The organism is Thioalkalivibrio sp. AKL7 (assembly GCF_000381705.1).
Classification (GTDB): Bacteria; Pseudomonadota; Gammaproteobacteria; order Ectothiorhodospirales; family Ectothiorhodospiraceae; genus Thioalkalivibrio; species Thioalkalivibrio versutus.
Window position 1 is genome coordinate 257,242 of the sequence record NZ_KB906949.1, and the last position, 16,005, is coordinate 273,246.

Sequence of the window (16,005 nt, forward strand, 5' to 3'; positions counted from 1 at the left end):
CGGGATGACGGCCGCAGCGAGCCGGGCTCGGGTTAGCGGTCGGGCACATCATCGGGATGGGCCTGGCGATAGGGCGAGTGTTCGTGCAGGCGTTCGCACTGGGCGCGCATCATCTGGGCCTCGCGCTCGCAGAAGTCGCGCACGGGCTGCTCGAAACCCTCGGTCAGGATCATGTGGGCGGAGTAGGTGGGTGTGGGCAGGAAGCCGCGCGGGATCTTGTGCTCGCCCTGGGCACCCGGCTCGAAGCGGGCCAGCCCCTCGCGGATGCAGAATTCGATGCCCTGGTAGTAGCAGGTCTCGAAGTGCAGGTCGGCCAGCTCCTCGGTGCAGCCCCAGAAGCGCCCGTACAGGGTGTCGTGGCTGCGATAGCAAAGCGCCGCGGCGATGGTCTCGCCGTCTCCCTTCGCGTCCGGTTCCGTCGCATCCGGATCCGTCGCGCTGGGGCGCCGGGCCTCGAACAGCACCACCTGGTCGCCAAGCTCGGCCGCGGTCTCGACAAAGAAGGCCTCCGACAGCGTCGGGATGCCCATGTGCTTCTCGAAGGTGTCCACGTAGAAGCGGTGAAAGCGCGCCCAGTCCTCGGCCTCGCCGGTGGCGCCGGTCAGGGTGCGAAAGACGATCCCGGCCTCGTGGACGCGGCGGCGTTCGCGCTTGATGTTCTTGCGTTTCTTCGAGCTGAGCGCGCCGAGGAAGGCGTCGAAGTCCGCGTAACCGCCGTCCGGGGCGTTGGTCCAGTGGTACTGGCAGCCCATGCGCTCGGCCAGGCCCAGCTCGCGGGTCACGTCCAGATCGTCCTGGTTGGGGAACAGGATGTTCACGCCGGAGGCGTTCAGCTCGCGCCCGCGAGTGGCCAGCGCGCGCACCAGCAAGGTGCGCAGGTGATCGAAGTCCGGCGCCTCCGGGTGCACTAGCAGGCGCGGCCCGGTGGCCGGGGTGTAGGGCACGGAGACGACCAGCTTGGGGTAGTAGTTCAGCCCGTGGCGGTTCCACGCGCCTTCCCAGGCGAAATCGAACACGAACTCGCCGTAGTTGTTGGTCTTGGCGTAGGCCGGGGCCGCCGCGACCAGCTGGCCCTCGCGGAAGATCAGTACATGCTGCGGGAACCAGCCGAACTGCCGGCCCAGGCACTCGTGGCGCTCCAGGCCCTCCAGGAAGGCGTGGCGCAGGAACGGCTCGGTGCCGCCGGTCAGGGCATCCCAGGCGGCCGGGTCCACCTCGGCCAGGCCGTCACGCAGCTCGACGCGCTCCGCCGTGTTGCCCGTGGCGTCCTCCGGCGGGTCCGGTGCCTGGGTGTCGCCCTCGGCGTTCACGCGATCAACCGAGCTTGTCCAGGTACTTCTCCGCGTCCAGTGCGGCCATGCAGCCAGTGCCGGCGGAGGTGACCGCCTGGCGATAGACGTGATCCATCACGTCGCCGGCGGCGAACACGCCCGGCACGGAGGTGGCCGTGGCGTTGCCTTCCAGTCCGCTTTGCACCTTGATGTAGCCGCCCGCCATATCCAGCTGGCCCTGGAAAATGTCGGTGTTCGGCTTGTGGCCGATGGCGATGAACACGCCCATCAGCTCGAGATCCTTGGTCTCGCCGGACTCGGTGCTCTTGAGTCGCGCACCGGTCACGCCGGTCTCGTCGCCGAGGATCTCTTCCAGGGTGTGGTTCCACTCGATGGTCACGTTGCCGTTCTTTTCCTTCTCGAACAGCTTGTCCTGCAGGATCTTCTCCGAGCGCAGCGAATCGCGCCGGTGCACCAGGGTGACCTCGGAGGCGATGTTCGACAGGTACAGCGCCTCCTCGACCGCGGTGTTGCCGCCACCGATCACCGCCACTTTCTGGCCACGGTAGAAGAAGCCGTCGCAGGTGGCACAGGCGGACACGCCCTTGCCGGCGAAGGTGGTCTCGGACTCCAGCCCCAGGTACTGCGCGGAGGCCCCGGTGCAGATGATCAACGCATCACAGGTGTACTCGCCGGAGTCGCCGATCAGGCGGTAGGGCTGGTCCTTCAGCTGCACCGTGTGGATGTGGTCGAAGATCACCTCGGTATCGAAGCGCTCGGCGTGCTTCTGCATGCGCTGCATCAGCTCGGGGCCCTGCACGCCCTCGTTGTCGCCGGGCCAGTTGTCCACATCGGTGGTGGTCATCAGTTGGCCGCCCTGTTCCAGCCCGGTGATCACGACCGGGTTCAGGTTGGCGCGCGCGGCGTAGACGGCGGCGGTCCAGCCGGCCGGGCCGGAGCCCAGGATCAGCAGCGGGCAGTGACGCGGCGCCTTCTCGCTGCCGCCCTTTTTCGGCTGGGTCGCGGTGTCGCTACCGGAGGAGAGCGAGACGGCGCCGGCGGCTGCCTGCATGGCACCCGTGGCGACGGCGGCCTTGGGGGCGTCCTTCTTGCCGGCCTGCTTGCTCTTCTTGTCGGATGGGTCCTTGGCGTCGCTCATGCGGTACTCCCTGTCGATACGATGAATACGGCTGGCGTTGCCGGCCCGGCCGGCAACGCAAAAAAGCGGGTTCGATAAGGCGGGGATTATTGGGACGCGGCGGGTCTTTGTCCAACATCGCCACGCCGGACGTGGATGCCCCAAAGCGGTCCCCGCGCGCGATACCGATTCGGTAATCGCGGGCCATAAAACATTTTCATGTTCGCGTGGGCCGTGGGCACCCGGCGGGGAGTCACTACATCGGCGTTTGGTGGATAACCGGGGTGCCTCGCCAGGAATGGCGACAGGACGGGGAATGGGCGTTTTTATCCACAGCTTGCCCACGGCTTGTGCGCGGTTTGTTCTTCCGGGAGCCACTATATCTAGTGGCTATGCAGTTCTCGATCCCCGATCTATAGTATCTCACGTTCGATCCAACACCAGCGCGAGGCCCGTCATGCACAGCGATTCCCATACTGCCACAGCCCAGCAGGGCACCCAGTACCCGCCGCAAGCCGAACCGTCGGCCGAGGTCCTGGCGACCAGCCCGGGCCAGCACCAGGTGATTCGCCGCAATGGCAAGGTGACCGGCTTCGATGCCTCCAAGATCGAGGTCGCGGTGACCAAGGCCTTCCTCGCGGTGGAGGGCGGCAATGCCGCGGCCAGCCGTCGCATCCACGAGGTGTCGAAGGAAGTGGCCGGGCAGGTGGTGGACAGCCTGTTCCGCCGCGCCGGGACCCAGGGCATGACGGTCCACATCGAGGATATCCAGGACCACGTGGAGCTGGCGCTGATGCGCAGCGGCCACCACAAGGTCGCGCGGGCCTACGTGATCTACCGCGAGCAGCAGTCGCAGAAGCGCGCTGCCGAGGCCGCCGAGCAGGGTGCGGACGAACAAGCCGAGGCCGCCACGCTGAACGTGACCCGGGCCGACGGCACCCTGGCCCCGCTGGACGAGGACCGCCTGCAGGCGGTGGTCGCCGAGGCCTGCGCCGGCATCGAGCAGGTGGATGGCGAGAAGATCCTGACCGAGGCCCGCCGCAACCTGTTCGACGGCGTGGCCGAGAAGGATGTCTCTACCGCGCTGGTGATGGCCGCGCGGGTGATGATCGAGAAGGAGCCGAACTACTCCGAGGTCACCGCGCGGTTGCTGATGGACGCGCTGCGCCGCGAGGCCCTGAGCTTCGTGCACGGCCGCCCGGAAGAGGCCACCCAGGCCCAGCTGGCCGAGCGCTATGCCGATTACTTCGGTGCCTACATCAAGCGCGCCGCCGAGCTGGAGCTGGTCGACAGCGAGCTGACCCGCTACGACCTGGAACGCCTGGGCGCCGCGCTCAAGCCCGAGCGCGACCTGCAGTTCACCTACCTGGGCCTGCAGACCCTGTTCGATCGCTACTTCATCCACTCGGACGGCATCCGCTTCGAGCTGCCGCAGGCGTTCTTCATGCGCGTGGCGATGGGCCTGGCGATCAACGAGATCGACCGCGAGGCGCGCGCGATCGAGTTCTACAACCTGCTGAGCTCGTTCGACTTCATGAGCTCCACGCCGACCCTGTTCAACTCCGGCACCCTGCGTCCGCAGCTCTCCAGCTGCTACCTGACCAGCGTCCCGGACGACCTCGACGGCATCTACAGCGCCATCCGCGACAATGCGCTGCTGTCCAAGTTTGCCGGCGGGCTGGGTAACGACTGGACCCGCGTGCGCGGCATGGGCGCCCACATCAAGGGCACCAACGGCAAGTCGCAGGGCGTGGTCCCGTTCCTCAAGGTGGCCAACGACACCGCGGTGGCGGTGAACCAGGGCGGCAAGCGCAAGGGCGCGGTGTGCGCCTACCTCGAGACCTGGCACATCGATATCGAGGAGTTCATCGAGCTGCGCAAGAACACCGGCGACGACCGCCGCCGCACCCACGACATGAACAGCGCCAACTGGATCCCGGACCTGTTCATGAAGCGTGTGGCCGAGGACGGCGACTGGACCCTGTTCTCCCCGAACGAGGCGCCGGACCTGCACGACCTGATCGGTGCCGACTTCGAGAAGCGCTACAGCGAGTACGAAGAGAAGGCCGCGCGCGGCGAGATGCGCGTGTACAAGACCATGAAGGCCGTCGACCTGTGGCGGAAGATGCTCGGCATGCTGTTCGAGACCGGCCACCCGTGGGTCACCTTCAAGGACCCGTGCAACCTGCGCAGCCCGCAGCAGCACACCGGCGTGGTTCACAGCTCCAACCTGTGCACCGAGATCACCCTGAACACCTCGGACGACGAGATCGCGGTGTGCAACCTGGGCTCGATCAACCTGGCCGCGCACATAGGCGACAACGGCGAGCTGGATCAGGCCAAGCTCGAGCGCACCGTGAACACCGCCATGCGCATGCTCGACAACGTGATCGACTACAACTACTACTCGGTGCCGCAGGCGCGTCGCTCCAACATGCGCCACCGCCCGGTGGGCCTGGGGATCATGGGTTTCCAGGATGCGCTGTACAAGCTGCGCCTGCCGTATGCCTCCGAGGCCGCCGTGGAGTTCGCCGATGCCTCCATGGAGGCGGTGTCCTACTACACCATCCAGGCCTCGACCGATCTGGCCGAGGAGCGCGGGCGCTACGAGAGCTTCCCCGGCAGCCTGTGGAGCCAGGGCATCCTGCCGATCGACTCGATCGAAAAGCTGGCCGAGACCCGCGGCGACTACCTGCAGATGGACACCACCCAGCGCCTGGAGTGGGACAAGCTGCGCAAGCGGGTGAAGAAGGTCGGCATGCGCAACTCCAACACCATGGCGATCGCGCCGACCGCGACCATCTCCAACATCTGTGGCGTGTCGCAGTCGATCGAACCGACCTACCAGAACCTGTTCGTCAAATCGAACCTGTCGGGCGAGTTCACCGTGATCAACCCGTACCTGGTGCGCGATCTGAAGGACCGCGAGCTGTGGGACGAGGTCATGGTCAACGACCTCAAGTACTACGACGGCTCGGTGCAGCCGCTGGACCGCGTGCCGGAGGACCTCAAGGCCCTGTACGCCACCGCGTTCGAGCTGGACACCCGCTGGCTGGTCGAGGCCGCCTCGCGCCGGCAGAAGTGGATCGACCAGGCGCAGAGCCTGAACCTGTACATGGCCGAGCCCTCCGGGCCCAAGCTGGACGCCCTGTACAAGCTGGCCTGGGTGCGCGGGCTGAAGACGACCTACTACCTGCGCTCCATGGGTGCGACCCACGTGGAGAAGAGCACCGTGGCCGACTCCTCGCGCGCCAACAAGCTGAACGCCGTCTCCGGCGGCCAGCAGGCGTCCGAGCCGGAGGCGCCCAAGGCGTGCTCCATCCTCGATCCGGACTGCGAGGCCTGCCAGTAAGGCCCGCCCGCGAGCGGGCACCGAATACGTACGACCAAGCAAACTGAACAAAGGCCCGGCCACCGCGCCGGGCCGCCACCGAAAGAAGAGGGACACTATGCTTTCCTGGGACGATCCGATTGCCGCCGTAAAAGGCGAAGGCCAGAAACAACCCGCCGTACGCCCGGGCATGGGCTTTCAGGAGAACGAAGCCCTGATGAGCACCGCCGGTGCCGCGCCCAGCGTCCCGCCGGAGCCGGAGAACGCCGGCCAGCCGCTGGCCGAGCCGAACGAAGAAGCCCTGACCGGCACCGGCCTGGAAGACATCGAGATGGGTGCCGAGCGCATCCGCGTGGATGACAAGAAGATCATCAACTGCCACGCGGACCTCAACCAGCTCGTGCCCTTCAAGTACAAGTGGGCCTGGCAGAAGTACCTGGACGGCTGCGCCAACCACTGGATGCCGCAGGAAATCAACATGAACGCGGACATCGCCCTGTGGAAGGACCCGAATGGTCTGACTGAGGACGAGCGCACCATCGTCAAGCGCAACCTGGGCTTCTTCTCCACCGCCGACTCGCTGGTGGCGAACAACCTGGTGCTGGCCGTGTACCGCCACATCACCAACCCCGAGTGCCGCCAGTACCTGCTGCGCCAGGCCTTCGAGGAAGCAGTCCACACCCACGCCTACCAGTACTGCGTGGAGTCCCTGGGGTTGGACGAGGGCGAGATCTTCAACATGTACCGCGAGGTGCCCTCCGTCGCCGTCAAGGCCGAATGGGCCCTGCCGTTCACCAAGCACCTGGCGGATCCGAACTTCCGCACCGGCACGCCGGAGGCGGACCAGAAGCTGCTGCGCGAACTGATCGCCTTCTACGTGGTGTTCGAGGGCATCTTCTTCTACGTCGGCTTCGTGCAGATCCTCTCCATGGGCCGGCGCAACAAGATGACCGGCGTGGCCGAGCAGTTCCAGTACATCCTGCGCGACGAGTCCATGCACATGAACTTCGGCATCGACGTGATCAACCAGATCAAGGTCGAGAACCCGCACCTGTGGACCGAAGACTTCAAGGACGAGATGCGCACCCTGATCTCGGACGCCGTCGAACTGGAGGCGCAGTACGCCCGGGACACCATGCCGCGTGGCGTACTCGGCATGAACGCGCAGATGTTCGAGGAATACCTGCACTTCATCGCCAACCGCCGCTGCGCCCAGATCGGCCTGGCCGAGCTGTACCCGGGTGCCGACAACCCGTTCCCGTGGATGAGCGAAGTGCTCGATCTGAAGAAGGAGAAGAACTTCTTTGAGACGCGGGTAACGGAATACCAGACCGGGGGCGCGCTGAGCTGGGACTGACCCGGCGAGGCCGAGACCCAACGAAGCGGAGCCAGGGAAATGGCCGTGCAGCAACCAAAAAGGGCGCCATATGGCGCCCTTTTTTATAATCTGAGGATCGCATGCTGTCATACATCGAGCACGTTGAAATAACAGATTTCTGGGGTAATCATCACGTCAACCTTCCTCTCAAGAGAGAGGTTAACTTTCTTATCGGACCCAATGGATCAGGAAAGACAACCGTAATAAATCTTGTTGCCGCCGCCTTAAGGGTCGATCTGAAGACATTAGGGTATGCGACATTCTCAAGAATAAGAATAAAATTGCATCGAGTCTCTCCTTATGCAAAGCCCATTGTGGAGGTTCGGCGTGCAATATCTAATGATTCGGCTCGTGAGTCTCTTGAGTACCATGTCTATCCAAAGGCAGGGGGTGCGGCAGAAGTATTCGACCTATCAGATTACTACGCTTGGATGTACCGCCGGCGCGGTCGTATAGCACGCCAGCGATCTCGCGCAACAGAACATGACGTTTGCTATCCAATAAGGAACCGGATCGCTAATTTGTGTGATGTCAGCTGGTTGACCGTTCATCGTGCGGAAGGTTCGGATCCTCCTGAGGACTCCCAATCGGAGTTTACTTCTGTAGACTCCAAGCTTATGGAGATTTCCGGGAGTATTTCACAGTATTTCGGGATCCTTCAAAAGCGCGCAACTGAAGAGGTCGCAAAATTCCAAGAAAGCTTGGTGCTCTCTTTGATCTCAGAGCAAAAACAGGAAGTGGTTCTCAACCGTATTAAGGAAATTGATCTTGACGAGGAGGAGAAATCGCTCGCTCGAGCGTTTGAAGAAGTTGACATTCCGCGTGAAAAATTACAGAAAAAGATCTCGCAATATTTTTCTCATCTGCGTCGAGGTATTAGGAAAGCAGAGAAGGGGGAAGGGGTTTCTTTAACGGATTTTTATGTAATAGCAAACAGTTTAAGGTTGAATAAGATTGTTTCCGAGTGGCACGATCTTGACAAACGGAAAGAGCGCATATTCCGGCTCCAGGAAGCGTTTCTCTCGGTTGTAAATAGCCTTTTCGAGAGGAAAGAGCTAAAGGTGCGCGATAATAATGATATGTATGTAAAAACGCGTTCAGGGAAAGATCTAACTCTTTTGGATCTTTCCTCGGGCGAGAAGCAGCTTCTTATCGTATTGGGACAAGCGTTGCTCCAACGAGAGGAGAACGCCATTTTTATTGCGGATGAGCCGGAATTGTCGTTGCACGTCGAATGGCAATCAAGGCTGGTAGATAGCATCAGAGCCCTCAACAAGAATTCTCAGATAGTCTTTGCAACTCATAGTCCCGATATCGTGGGGCGGTACGGAGAAGATGTTCATAACATGACGGAGATTATATCGTGAGTTTTTGTCGTACTCCTCATGGGCAGAATAATCTTCATCTGTTTTTTGGTGTGGACCTAGTGTGTTTCTGTGAAGGTGGTGGCGTGGATCTATCTGTATCCGATGTGGTGGGTGGCAGCACGTGTAGGTGTCCAGACAAGCTATATTGGGAGGGTCGCATGGCGGCCAGATTTCCTGGGTATCGAGTTCGCGTCCTTCCTCTTGGTGGTAAAAGCTCTGTGATGAACGCGTTCTCGCAGGTCTCAGGTGACGACACAAAAAAAGTATTTTATGGGGTGGATCTAGATTATGACCATATCGTTGGGCAATGCATCTCGGATCCGAGGGTTATGTATACGGAAGGGTATAGCTTCGAGAATGATTTATTGGTCGAGAAGGTGTTTCGTCGTTTGTTCCAGCGATTGTACCCCCTTCACTATGATGAAGCGGCCGATCGGTTTATATCGGAGGTAATGTGCGGGCTGGACGTAATGGAGCCGGTTCTCCGGCGGCTTGTTAAAATTGATTATGGTTTGTTGGTGGCGGGGCGAAAGGGTCTGCTAGACGAGTCTTTGGCAGGCGCCTTGAGTGTGAGTGCTGGTCAATTTTCAATTTCGGCTTCGCAAGTCTTGCGGTCGAAAAGAGAGTTGTTGAGGCAGAGACGGAAGGTATGTTTGCTGGATGTGGTGGAGTTGGGTGGAATAGCCGGAGCTAGGGGGCATGCCGTATTTTCGGCGGCTTACATGATAGTGGTAGGGGTCTTGAGGTGGATGGGGCTGGACGGGGTGCGGGTAAAAAAGGATGACCTTAAGTCTCTGATGGCTGCTGAATATTGTAATTGGGGTTTTGGTAACAACCAACCAGGATGAAGGAGTAAGAGGAGAAGTAAGAAGAGGACACCCATGATTGCTTGACGGTCTGAGGCGGGCTGTCTAGGTTTGTGGGGAGTGCATGGACCAGGGAGGGTCCGGAGATGACGCGAGCCAGGAAGGAGCTCGTCTCGATCGAGTCGACGCTGTATTACCACTGCATTTGTCGCTGTGTTCGCCGCGCGTTCCTGTGCGGCGAGGATTTCTATTCGAGCAAGAACTACGAGCACCGGTTTGGCTGAGTGCTGGAGGACTGGGAGCGTCTCTATATGCTCCGGCTGCCGGTGGCGCGAAGCCAAGCGGGCCCGCGCACGCTCCGCATGTGCGTGAGCCCGGAGGCACTGATTTGTCTAGGTATTGTTCATCAATACGTGCTCGAAGGGATGTGATCTTCCCTGGCGACCTCGCCGCTTTGGAGTGGAGAGCGTCAAGAAGTGTGGTAAGCCCGAGTTGGGGTTACCTTAAAAGGGTTTGCTCAATGCGTCTTACGCCAGCGATAGTTAGCCGTTTGTCATACGCGAGATGGCACTCATAGCGATCTACGATTCTGACTGGCCCACTGAAAGTGTCTTGCAGACGATACAGCGCGTATCGCGTATTGAGCGGCGAAAGGTACGTCGAGGGTTGGTCCGTGTGCTGCCTTAGGGTCTCGATCCTATAATCGTCGGACTCATACTCGCGTATCCTGCCCCGTAGTCCTCCTAAAGCTACTTGAAATATATCGCCGTCATGTTCCTTTAGGATCCAAGATGTTAGGCTTTTCTCCCCCTTTTTTTCTACTTCGGTCCGGCATGCATGGAGTAGTTCGTAGAGCTCCTCGTCGCTTGCTGAGATCAATGCGGAATTCCGTTCTTGAGATGCTTTTTTGTGCTGTTCTGCTCTCTGTTGAGCCCATTCTGCCTTTTGGGCGTCGGTAGGGCCGCACGCGGCTAATAATATAATCATTGAGATCAGTAAGATCGACGTCTTAAGGTGGGTGGAGGTTGCAAAGTTCATGGGTTTTAAATGCCTTCAGTTATCGATCGCTATCGTGCTGAATTTGGACTTGGTGGTAATACTATTAGTCATTAATAAAGTATTGGGTTGTTAGTCGTTTCAGTCGTCACTGTGAAACCGAAAAGCGGTCGCTTTTCCGTTCCGCATATACCAACAGTTCTTTGTTAACGCGGATGTTTGTTCTTTGTCGATATTCGCTATACCATCGGCGCCGAGAACATATGCGGCGATCTTTAAGTCAAGGATTAGGATATCTTCATTGGGGCTGGTCTCAACGAATGAACGGTGGCAACGGCCGGCGTCAACGGTGCCAAGTACAATTGCGTGGTCCGGTGTTTGGTCGTAAATGTTAACGGATAGGGATGCGTCACGTTGGTCGGATAGGCTAACGTATGTGAGGTCGTTGCCGACTCGGACGTTTGAGCTATATGTGGAGCAGGATGCTATCAGGAATGGTAGGGCCAAGAGGGCGATCGTCCGGGTGATCAACGTTTAGTCTCCGATGTTTTGGGGGTCTAACGAGTGGTTTTGGTTAGCGCGGGCAGAGTTTAATGCGGTAACGTAGAGAATGGTACTGTTTTTCATCACTTGAGAAAAAGATGAGGAGGAAAAAGAAGAGGACACCCATGATCTTCTTGACGGTCTGAGCGGGCCGGACTAGGTTCCAGCAAAAGAAGAGGAGGAAGAAGAGGACACCCAGAGGAAGAAGAGGACACCCAGAGGAAGAAGAGGACACCCATGATTCTTGACGGCCTGGGAGGGCCGGACTAGGTTTCAGGGGAGCTTATGGACCAGGGAGGGTCCGGAGATGACGCGAGCCAGGAAGGAGCTCGTCTCGGTCGAGACGACGCCGTATTACCACTGTATTTGTCGCTGTGTTCGCCGCGCGTTCCTGTGGGGCGAGGATTCCTATTCGGGCAAGAATTGCGAGCACCGGCGCGGCTGGGTGCTGGAGCGGCTGCGCGAGCTGCAGGGCGTGTTCGCGGTGGACGTGTGCGCGTATGCGGTGATGTCGAACCACTATCACCTGGTGGTGCGCTTGGATTCAGACCGCGCGACGGCGTGGAGCGAGGGCGAGGTGATGGAGCGCTGGGAACGCTTGTTTTCGTTGCCGCTGCTGGTGGTGCGGTACCGGGCGGGGCAGACGAGCACGGTGGCCGAACGCGAGAGGGCGCAGGCGCAGATCGCCCTGTGTCGGGAGCGCTTGCAGGACCTTTCGTGGTTCATACGCAGCCTGAACGAGCATCTGGCTCGGCGCGCCAATGCGGAAGACGGCTGCAAGGGCCGCTTCTGGGAAGGCCGATACAAGAGCCAGGCGCTACTGGACGACGCGGCTGTGCTGACCTGCATGAGCTACGTGGATCTGAACCCGGTCCGCGCCGGGATGGCGGACACACCCGAGGCGTCCGATTTCACTTCGATCCAGCAACGTATCCGAATGTTGGCTTCCTAGTGCGACAGGCAGGAGAGAGAGGCTTCTGACGAGGCCCAACCCAGCCTGCCCGTCCTGGGCGGGGAGGGTGCTGACCCACACGCCAATGCGGTGGTGTTTACGACCGAGGACTACCTGGAGCTGGTGGACTGGGCCGGGCGCGCGATCCGCGAGGACAAGCGCGGCGCCATCCCGGGGCATATACCGCCGATCCTGGAGCGCCTCCAGATCGATCCGGTGCAGTTCGTGCGGCATGTCGGCAGGGGGCGGGGTACCCACCATGTGGCAGCGCTGGGGCGAGTGGAGTGCATGAGGAGCGCGGCGGTATCGGCAGGTCGGTGTTTTATCAAGGGTCTCGGGGTGTCGGCGGGCCTCTTTTCAGGTGCGGGCGGACGGGCATGTACGCCTTAAGCCGCAGGTTGTTCCGCGTTGGTTGGCGCCGTTGCAGACCGACATGCATACACGGAAAAGCGGGCTGTCTCTGGAGGCAAGCTGTATATGTTGGTAATATACAAAAATGATCCAGTGGAAGGACATTACCGGGTTCGACTGGGACGAGGGAAATGCCCGGAAGAGCGTGGACAAACATGGTGTGGGCCAGTCAGAGGCGGAGGAGGTGTTCTTCAATACCCCGCTGCTGGTTCTGGCGGACGAGGTACACAGTCGGAGTGAGCCCCGCTACCACGCGTTGGGTATCACTCATGAAGGTCGCCGGCTGCACATTACGTTCACGCTGCGCGAGCGAAGCACGAGAATCCGTGTGATTTCGGCCCGGGATATGCACCGCAAAGAGCGAGCCATCTATGAGCAAGACCAAGAAGATTCCTGAGTTCCTGGACGAGGCAGAAGAGCGGGCGTTCTGGGAGAGTCATGATTCCAGCGAGTACGTCGATTGGAACCGCGCCGCGGCGGTTGAGCTCCCGAATCTCAAGCCTTCTACCCGGACGATCTCCCTGCGCTTGCCGGAGTCGCTCCTCGACCGCATCAAGATCGAAGCCAACAAGCGCGACATGCCCTACCAATCCCTGATCAAGGCGTGGCTGGCGGACGACGTGGACGAAGCCCGCAAAAAGGACTAACGGCGACGACAGCGGGGCGAGGAGATACGGGGGTTGTCGAGCGTCGGCAACCGGAGTTGTTGGAAGCCTGGAATGGGTTCTTTGGCCATGAACGCGGATGCTTCTCTGTCGACTTCCCGTAAATTCGGTCCATTGAAAACTGGAGGTCTCCGGGCACACTAGAGCCAAAGGAGGCCGAGATGCGCAAGAGTCGGTTTACGGAGAGTCAGATTGTTCAGACGCTGAAGCAGGTCAAAGGCGGCCGGAAGGTGAAGGACGTCTGTCGGGAGATCGGGGTCTCTGAGGCGACCTACTACCAGTGGAAGTCGAAGTACGGTGGCATGGAGGCTGCGGACGTCCGACGGCTGAAGGAGCTGGAGGACGAGAACAACCGGCTCAAACGGATGTATGCCGAGCTGGCCCTGGAGAACACGGCCCTGAAGGACGTGATCACAAAAAAGCTCTGAGCCCGGACGATAAGCGCCGTGTGGTCACTGCGTTGACGCAGGACCACGGGCTGAGTCAGCGCCGGGCCTGTCAGGCGGCAGGGGTTGCGCGGTCGGTGGTGCGGTACCGCAAGCAACCGGACCGGGACGATGCGGTGATCGCGCTACTGCAGGAGTTGGTGGAGCGCTATCAAAAGATAACGGGGTCGGACTTCAAGATAACGGGGTCGGACTTCGGTAACCTACGGAAAAACCGAGGTAAACCGGTCTAGAAAGGGCGCGATTCGAGCTCAAATGGGGAAGAAGAGGACACCCATGATTCTTGACGGTCTGAGCGGGCCGGACTAGGTTTCAGGGGGAGTGCATGGACCAGGGAGGGTCCGGAGATGACGAGAGCCAGGAAAGAGCTCGTCTCGGTCGAGACGACGCCGTATTACCACTGTATTTGTCGCTGTGTGCGCCGCGCGTTCCTGTGTGGCGAGGATTTCTATTCGGGCAAGAACTACGAGCACCGGCGCGGCTGGGTGCTCGAGCACAATGACGGGGTCGGACCACGGTAACCCTCGGAAAGATCGAAGGAAAACGGTCGAGGAAGGGTGTGGTTGAGGCTTATCGTAGGCATTTTGGCTATCAAATGGGACTTCCAGGGAGGGAAGCCATGCCACGTGCGAATCGCCATCACTTGCCGGGCCATGTCTGGCACATCACTCACCGGTGTCATAAGCAGGAGTTGCTGCTGAAGTTCGCCCGCGACCGTCGGTTGTGGCGGTACTGGCTGTACCAAGCGCGGCGGCGCTACGGGCTCTGTGTGTTGAATTACATCGTGACGTCCAACCACGTGCATTTGCTGCTACGGGATGAGGGCCGTGGCGAGATCCTGCGGGCCATGCAGTTGATCGCGGGGCGAGTCGGTCAGGCTTACAACCGGCGCAAGGGTCGGAAGGGGGCGTTCTGGGAGGACCGCTACCACGCAACGGCGGTAGAGAGCGGCACCCATTTGGCGCGTTGTCTGGTGTACATCGACCTGAACATGGTCCGGGCGGGGGTGGTGCAGCATCCCTCTGACTGGGAAGCCAGCGGGTATCGGGAGATCCAGGACCCGCCGGATCGATACCGCGTAATGGACCAGCAAGCGCTGCTGGAGTCGCTGGAGATGGGTTCGTTCTCAGAGCTGAGGGAATGCCATCGAATGTGGGTGGAAGAGGCGCTGGCTTCGGATCGTGCCAGCCGGGACGATCGCTGGACAACGTCCGTCGCCGTGGGTAGCCGGCCGTATGTGGATGAAGTGCAGAGGGCGTTGGGGATACGTTCGCCGGGGCGCGAGGTGGAACAGGCGGGGGATACCGCGTGTGTTCGTGAGGATGCCGCGAGTTATGCCATGGACGGGCGGTATTGACCATGAAAATGGCGGATAGGGCATTCATGGACAGGGGGCGGGCACAATAATGTCGGTTAAAACAGTCAGGTAGCGAGGTCCGACCCCGGCCTCCGGCCTTCCCACGGCAGCGATGCGAAGCATGCGCTTCTCCCTTCAGGTGACGTGTACCCGTCACGTTAGCCCAAGGCCATAATTGGTCGCCGCAGGGCGTCAATTGTTGCAGAAGCGAAGAAGGGGAACCCATACCTATCGCCGCTTCCAGCCGATTCCACGGCGCTCCGCAACGACTGTAACCGAGGGGAGACCCGAAGGCTTTTTCGGTCAGGTAGTAACCACAAAAAGCGAGTGGACAAGTGCATTCGGCGGCGAACCGACGAAAAGTTGACACTACCTGTTGGTTCTACGATTGACACGCTCACAGGGGGATTATCCATGTCACGATCCGGTGACGACCGCACTGCTGCGGCCGGACGGGTGCGCTCGGGCTCGGCCAGCCGGCAATCAGGGAAGGTTGAATCATCGATCCCTGCGGCGGGGCAGCAAGATTCGATTGGCGCGGGGACCCTCGAATGGGAACTGGGCATGTGCGCGCTTCCGGCGTTCCGGCCGGACGCCTTGGGGGCAGATTTTCGCCCACGGAGCCAGGCGATGCGCAAGGCTCAACAGCAGGCCTGGGCGCGGCATTTCGCCTGCTACGACCTGGTGACCGGTCTGCCCCGGCGCTCGGTGCTGGCGGAACGCCTGGCGGAAAGCCTTTTCCAGGCCGGGCGCAGGGGGCGGCATGTCGCTCTGTTGCTGGTCGACGTCGAGCCGCTCGAGGGGATCCGGAACCGCTGGGGGTGGCCGGCGGCCGACGCCGTGCTGCAACACGTAGCCGAGGCGCTGGCACGATCGGTGCGCGGTGCCGATACCGTGTGCCGCTGCGGTGGCGAACGGTTCAGCATGATCCTTTCCGACGTCGACTCACCCGCCATGGCGATGGCCGCCGCGGACCGTATCCGCGAGGTGCTTGGCAGTCTTTCGTTAGACGAGATCGATGGAGGCAGGCTTGACTCGCGTATCGGAGTCGCCGTGTCCTCGCTCGACGGGGACGAGGCCGCCGCATTGATCCGCAGAGCCGAACTGGCGGCCACATACTAGGAGCCCGTGTAGCGGGCGCGGAGAAAGAGGTGGAGAAAGAGGACACCCATGGGCTTTCGGCCCGAGCGTGACGCACGGCGCTAGTCCGAGCTTGGGGGCAGGGCAGCCCATTCGTTGGCATAGAGCGGCAGGGAGTTCTGGAAGGCTCGGCAGTAAAGAAATGGAAGAGGACACCCATGACTTGGCTCTCTGAGTGGTGTGTCCGGTGCCGCATCGCCCAGG

At 60.8% G+C, this 16,005-nt stretch carries 11 protein-coding genes and 3 pseudogenes; 12 read left to right on the forward strand and 2 right to left on the reverse strand.

The features are described 5' to 3' along the window. Positions 1 to 32 precede the first annotated feature (32 nt). Both G315_RS0106165 and trxB read right to left on the reverse strand, forming a co-directional pair. A complete protein-coding gene (locus G315_RS0106165; RefSeq protein WP_019612113.1) occupies positions 33 to 1,310 on the reverse strand; it encodes a GNAT family N-acetyltransferase in 1,278 nt (425 codons plus the stop codon). A gap of 4 nt (positions 1,311 to 1,314) precedes the next feature. Next, positions 1,315 to 2,430 carry a thioredoxin-disulfide reductase gene (trxB, locus tag G315_RS0106170; RefSeq protein ID WP_018144289.1) on the reverse strand — a complete coding sequence of 372 codons (1,116 nt, stop codon included), beginning with the start codon at positions 2,428 to 2,430 and terminating at the stop codon, positions 1,315 to 1,317. Positions 2,431 to 2,866: 436 nt separating this feature from the next. Here trxB and G315_RS0106175 point away from each other — a divergent pair, with 436 nt between their 5' ends. The 12 genes and pseudogenes from G315_RS0106175 to G315_RS0106240 all read left to right on the forward strand — a co-directional run bounded on the left by G315_RS0106175 (position 2,867) and on the right by G315_RS0106240 (position 15,783). After that, positions 2,867 to 5,761, forward strand: coding sequence for a ribonucleoside-diphosphate reductase subunit alpha (locus G315_RS0106175; RefSeq protein WP_018144288.1), 2,895 nt, complete (start codon positions 2,867 to 2,869; stop codon positions 5,759 to 5,761). Between the two features lie 97 nt (positions 5,762 to 5,858). Beyond that, positions 5,859 to 7,097, forward strand: coding sequence for a ribonucleotide-diphosphate reductase subunit beta (locus G315_RS0106180; RefSeq protein WP_019612114.1), 1,239 nt, complete (start codon positions 5,859 to 5,861; stop codon positions 7,095 to 7,097). Between the two features lie 101 nt (positions 7,098 to 7,198). Next, positions 7,199 to 8,485: an AAA family ATPase gene (locus tag G315_RS14105; RefSeq protein ID WP_081624448.1), complete on the forward strand. Its 1,287-nt coding sequence runs from the start codon at positions 7,199 to 7,201 to the stop codon at positions 8,483 to 8,485. A gap of 107 nt (positions 8,486 to 8,592) precedes the next feature. Further along, on the forward strand, positions 8,593 to 9,333 hold the full coding sequence (locus G315_RS0106195; protein WP_255349438.1) for a DUF4435 domain-containing protein: 741 nt from the start codon (positions 8,593 to 8,595) through the stop codon (positions 9,331 to 9,333). A gap of 104 nt (positions 9,334 to 9,437) precedes the next feature. After that, a pseudogene (locus G315_RS14530) lies at positions 9,438 to 9,572 on the forward strand (transposase); the annotation flags it as partial. A gap of 1,565 nt (positions 9,573 to 11,137) precedes the next feature. Continuing rightward, positions 11,138 to 12,172 (forward strand): annotated as a pseudogene (locus tag G315_RS13755) (transposase). Between the two features lie 106 nt (positions 12,173 to 12,278). Next, complete coding sequence (locus G315_RS0106210) at positions 12,279 to 12,590, forward strand: BrnT family toxin (protein ID WP_019612121.1); 312 nt, start codon at positions 12,279 to 12,281, stop codon at positions 12,588 to 12,590. Next, positions 12,565 to 12,840, forward strand: coding sequence for a BrnA antitoxin family protein (locus tag G315_RS0106215; RefSeq protein WP_019612122.1), 276 nt, complete (start codon positions 12,565 to 12,567; stop codon positions 12,838 to 12,840). Before G315_RS0106210 ends, G315_RS0106215 begins: the two co-directional genes overlap by 26 nt. 179 nt (positions 12,841 to 13,019) lie before the next feature. After that, a pseudogene (locus tag G315_RS14720) lies at positions 13,020 to 13,456 on the forward strand (transposase); the annotation flags it as partial. Between the two features lie 195 nt (positions 13,457 to 13,651). Further along, complete coding sequence (locus G315_RS14630; protein ID WP_018144278.1) at positions 13,652 to 13,825, forward strand: hypothetical protein; 174 nt, start codon at positions 13,652 to 13,654, stop codon at positions 13,823 to 13,825. A 98-nt stretch (positions 13,826 to 13,923) separates the two neighbouring features. Then, positions 13,924 to 14,661, forward strand: coding sequence for a transposase (locus G315_RS0106235; RefSeq protein ID WP_018144277.1), 738 nt, complete (start codon positions 13,924 to 13,926; stop codon positions 14,659 to 14,661). Positions 14,662 to 15,291: 630 nt separating this feature from the next. After that, positions 15,292 to 15,783: a diguanylate cyclase domain-containing protein gene (locus G315_RS0106240; RefSeq protein ID WP_018144276.1), complete on the forward strand. Its 492-nt coding sequence runs from the start codon at positions 15,292 to 15,294 to the stop codon at positions 15,781 to 15,783. The last annotated feature ends 222 nt before the right edge of the window (positions 15,784 to 16,005 follow it).

Excerpts from the sequence above, each read along its gene's own strand:
- G315_RS0106180 (WP_019612114.1), top strand. The coding sequence starts at position 5,859 with ATGCTTTCCTGGGACGATCCGATTGCCGCCGTAAAAGGCGAAGGCCAG.
- G315_RS0106210 (WP_019612121.1), top strand. The coding sequence starts at position 12,279 with ATGATCCAGTGGAAGGACATTACCGGGTTCGACTGGGACGAGGGAAAT.
- G315_RS0106175 (WP_018144288.1), top strand. The coding sequence starts at position 2,867 with ATGCACAGCGATTCCCATACTGCCACAGCCCAGCAGGGCACCCAGTAC.
- trxB (WP_018144289.1), bottom strand. The coding sequence starts at position 2,430 with ATGAGCGACGCCAAGGACCCATCCGACAAGAAGAGCAAGCAGGCCGGC.
- G315_RS14105 (WP_081624448.1), top strand. The coding sequence starts at position 7,199 with ATGCTGTCATACATCGAGCACGTTGAAATAACAGATTTCTGGGGTAAT.
- G315_RS0106215 (WP_019612122.1), top strand. The coding sequence starts at position 12,565 with ATGAGCAAGACCAAGAAGATTCCTGAGTTCCTGGACGAGGCAGAAGAG.
- G315_RS0106235 (WP_018144277.1), top strand. The coding sequence starts at position 13,924 with ATGCCACGTGCGAATCGCCATCACTTGCCGGGCCATGTCTGGCACATC.
- G315_RS0106240 (WP_018144276.1), top strand. The coding sequence starts at position 15,292 with ATGCGCAAGGCTCAACAGCAGGCCTGGGCGCGGCATTTCGCCTGCTAC.
- G315_RS14630 (WP_018144278.1), top strand. The coding sequence starts at position 13,652 with ATGACGAGAGCCAGGAAAGAGCTCGTCTCGGTCGAGACGACGCCGTAT.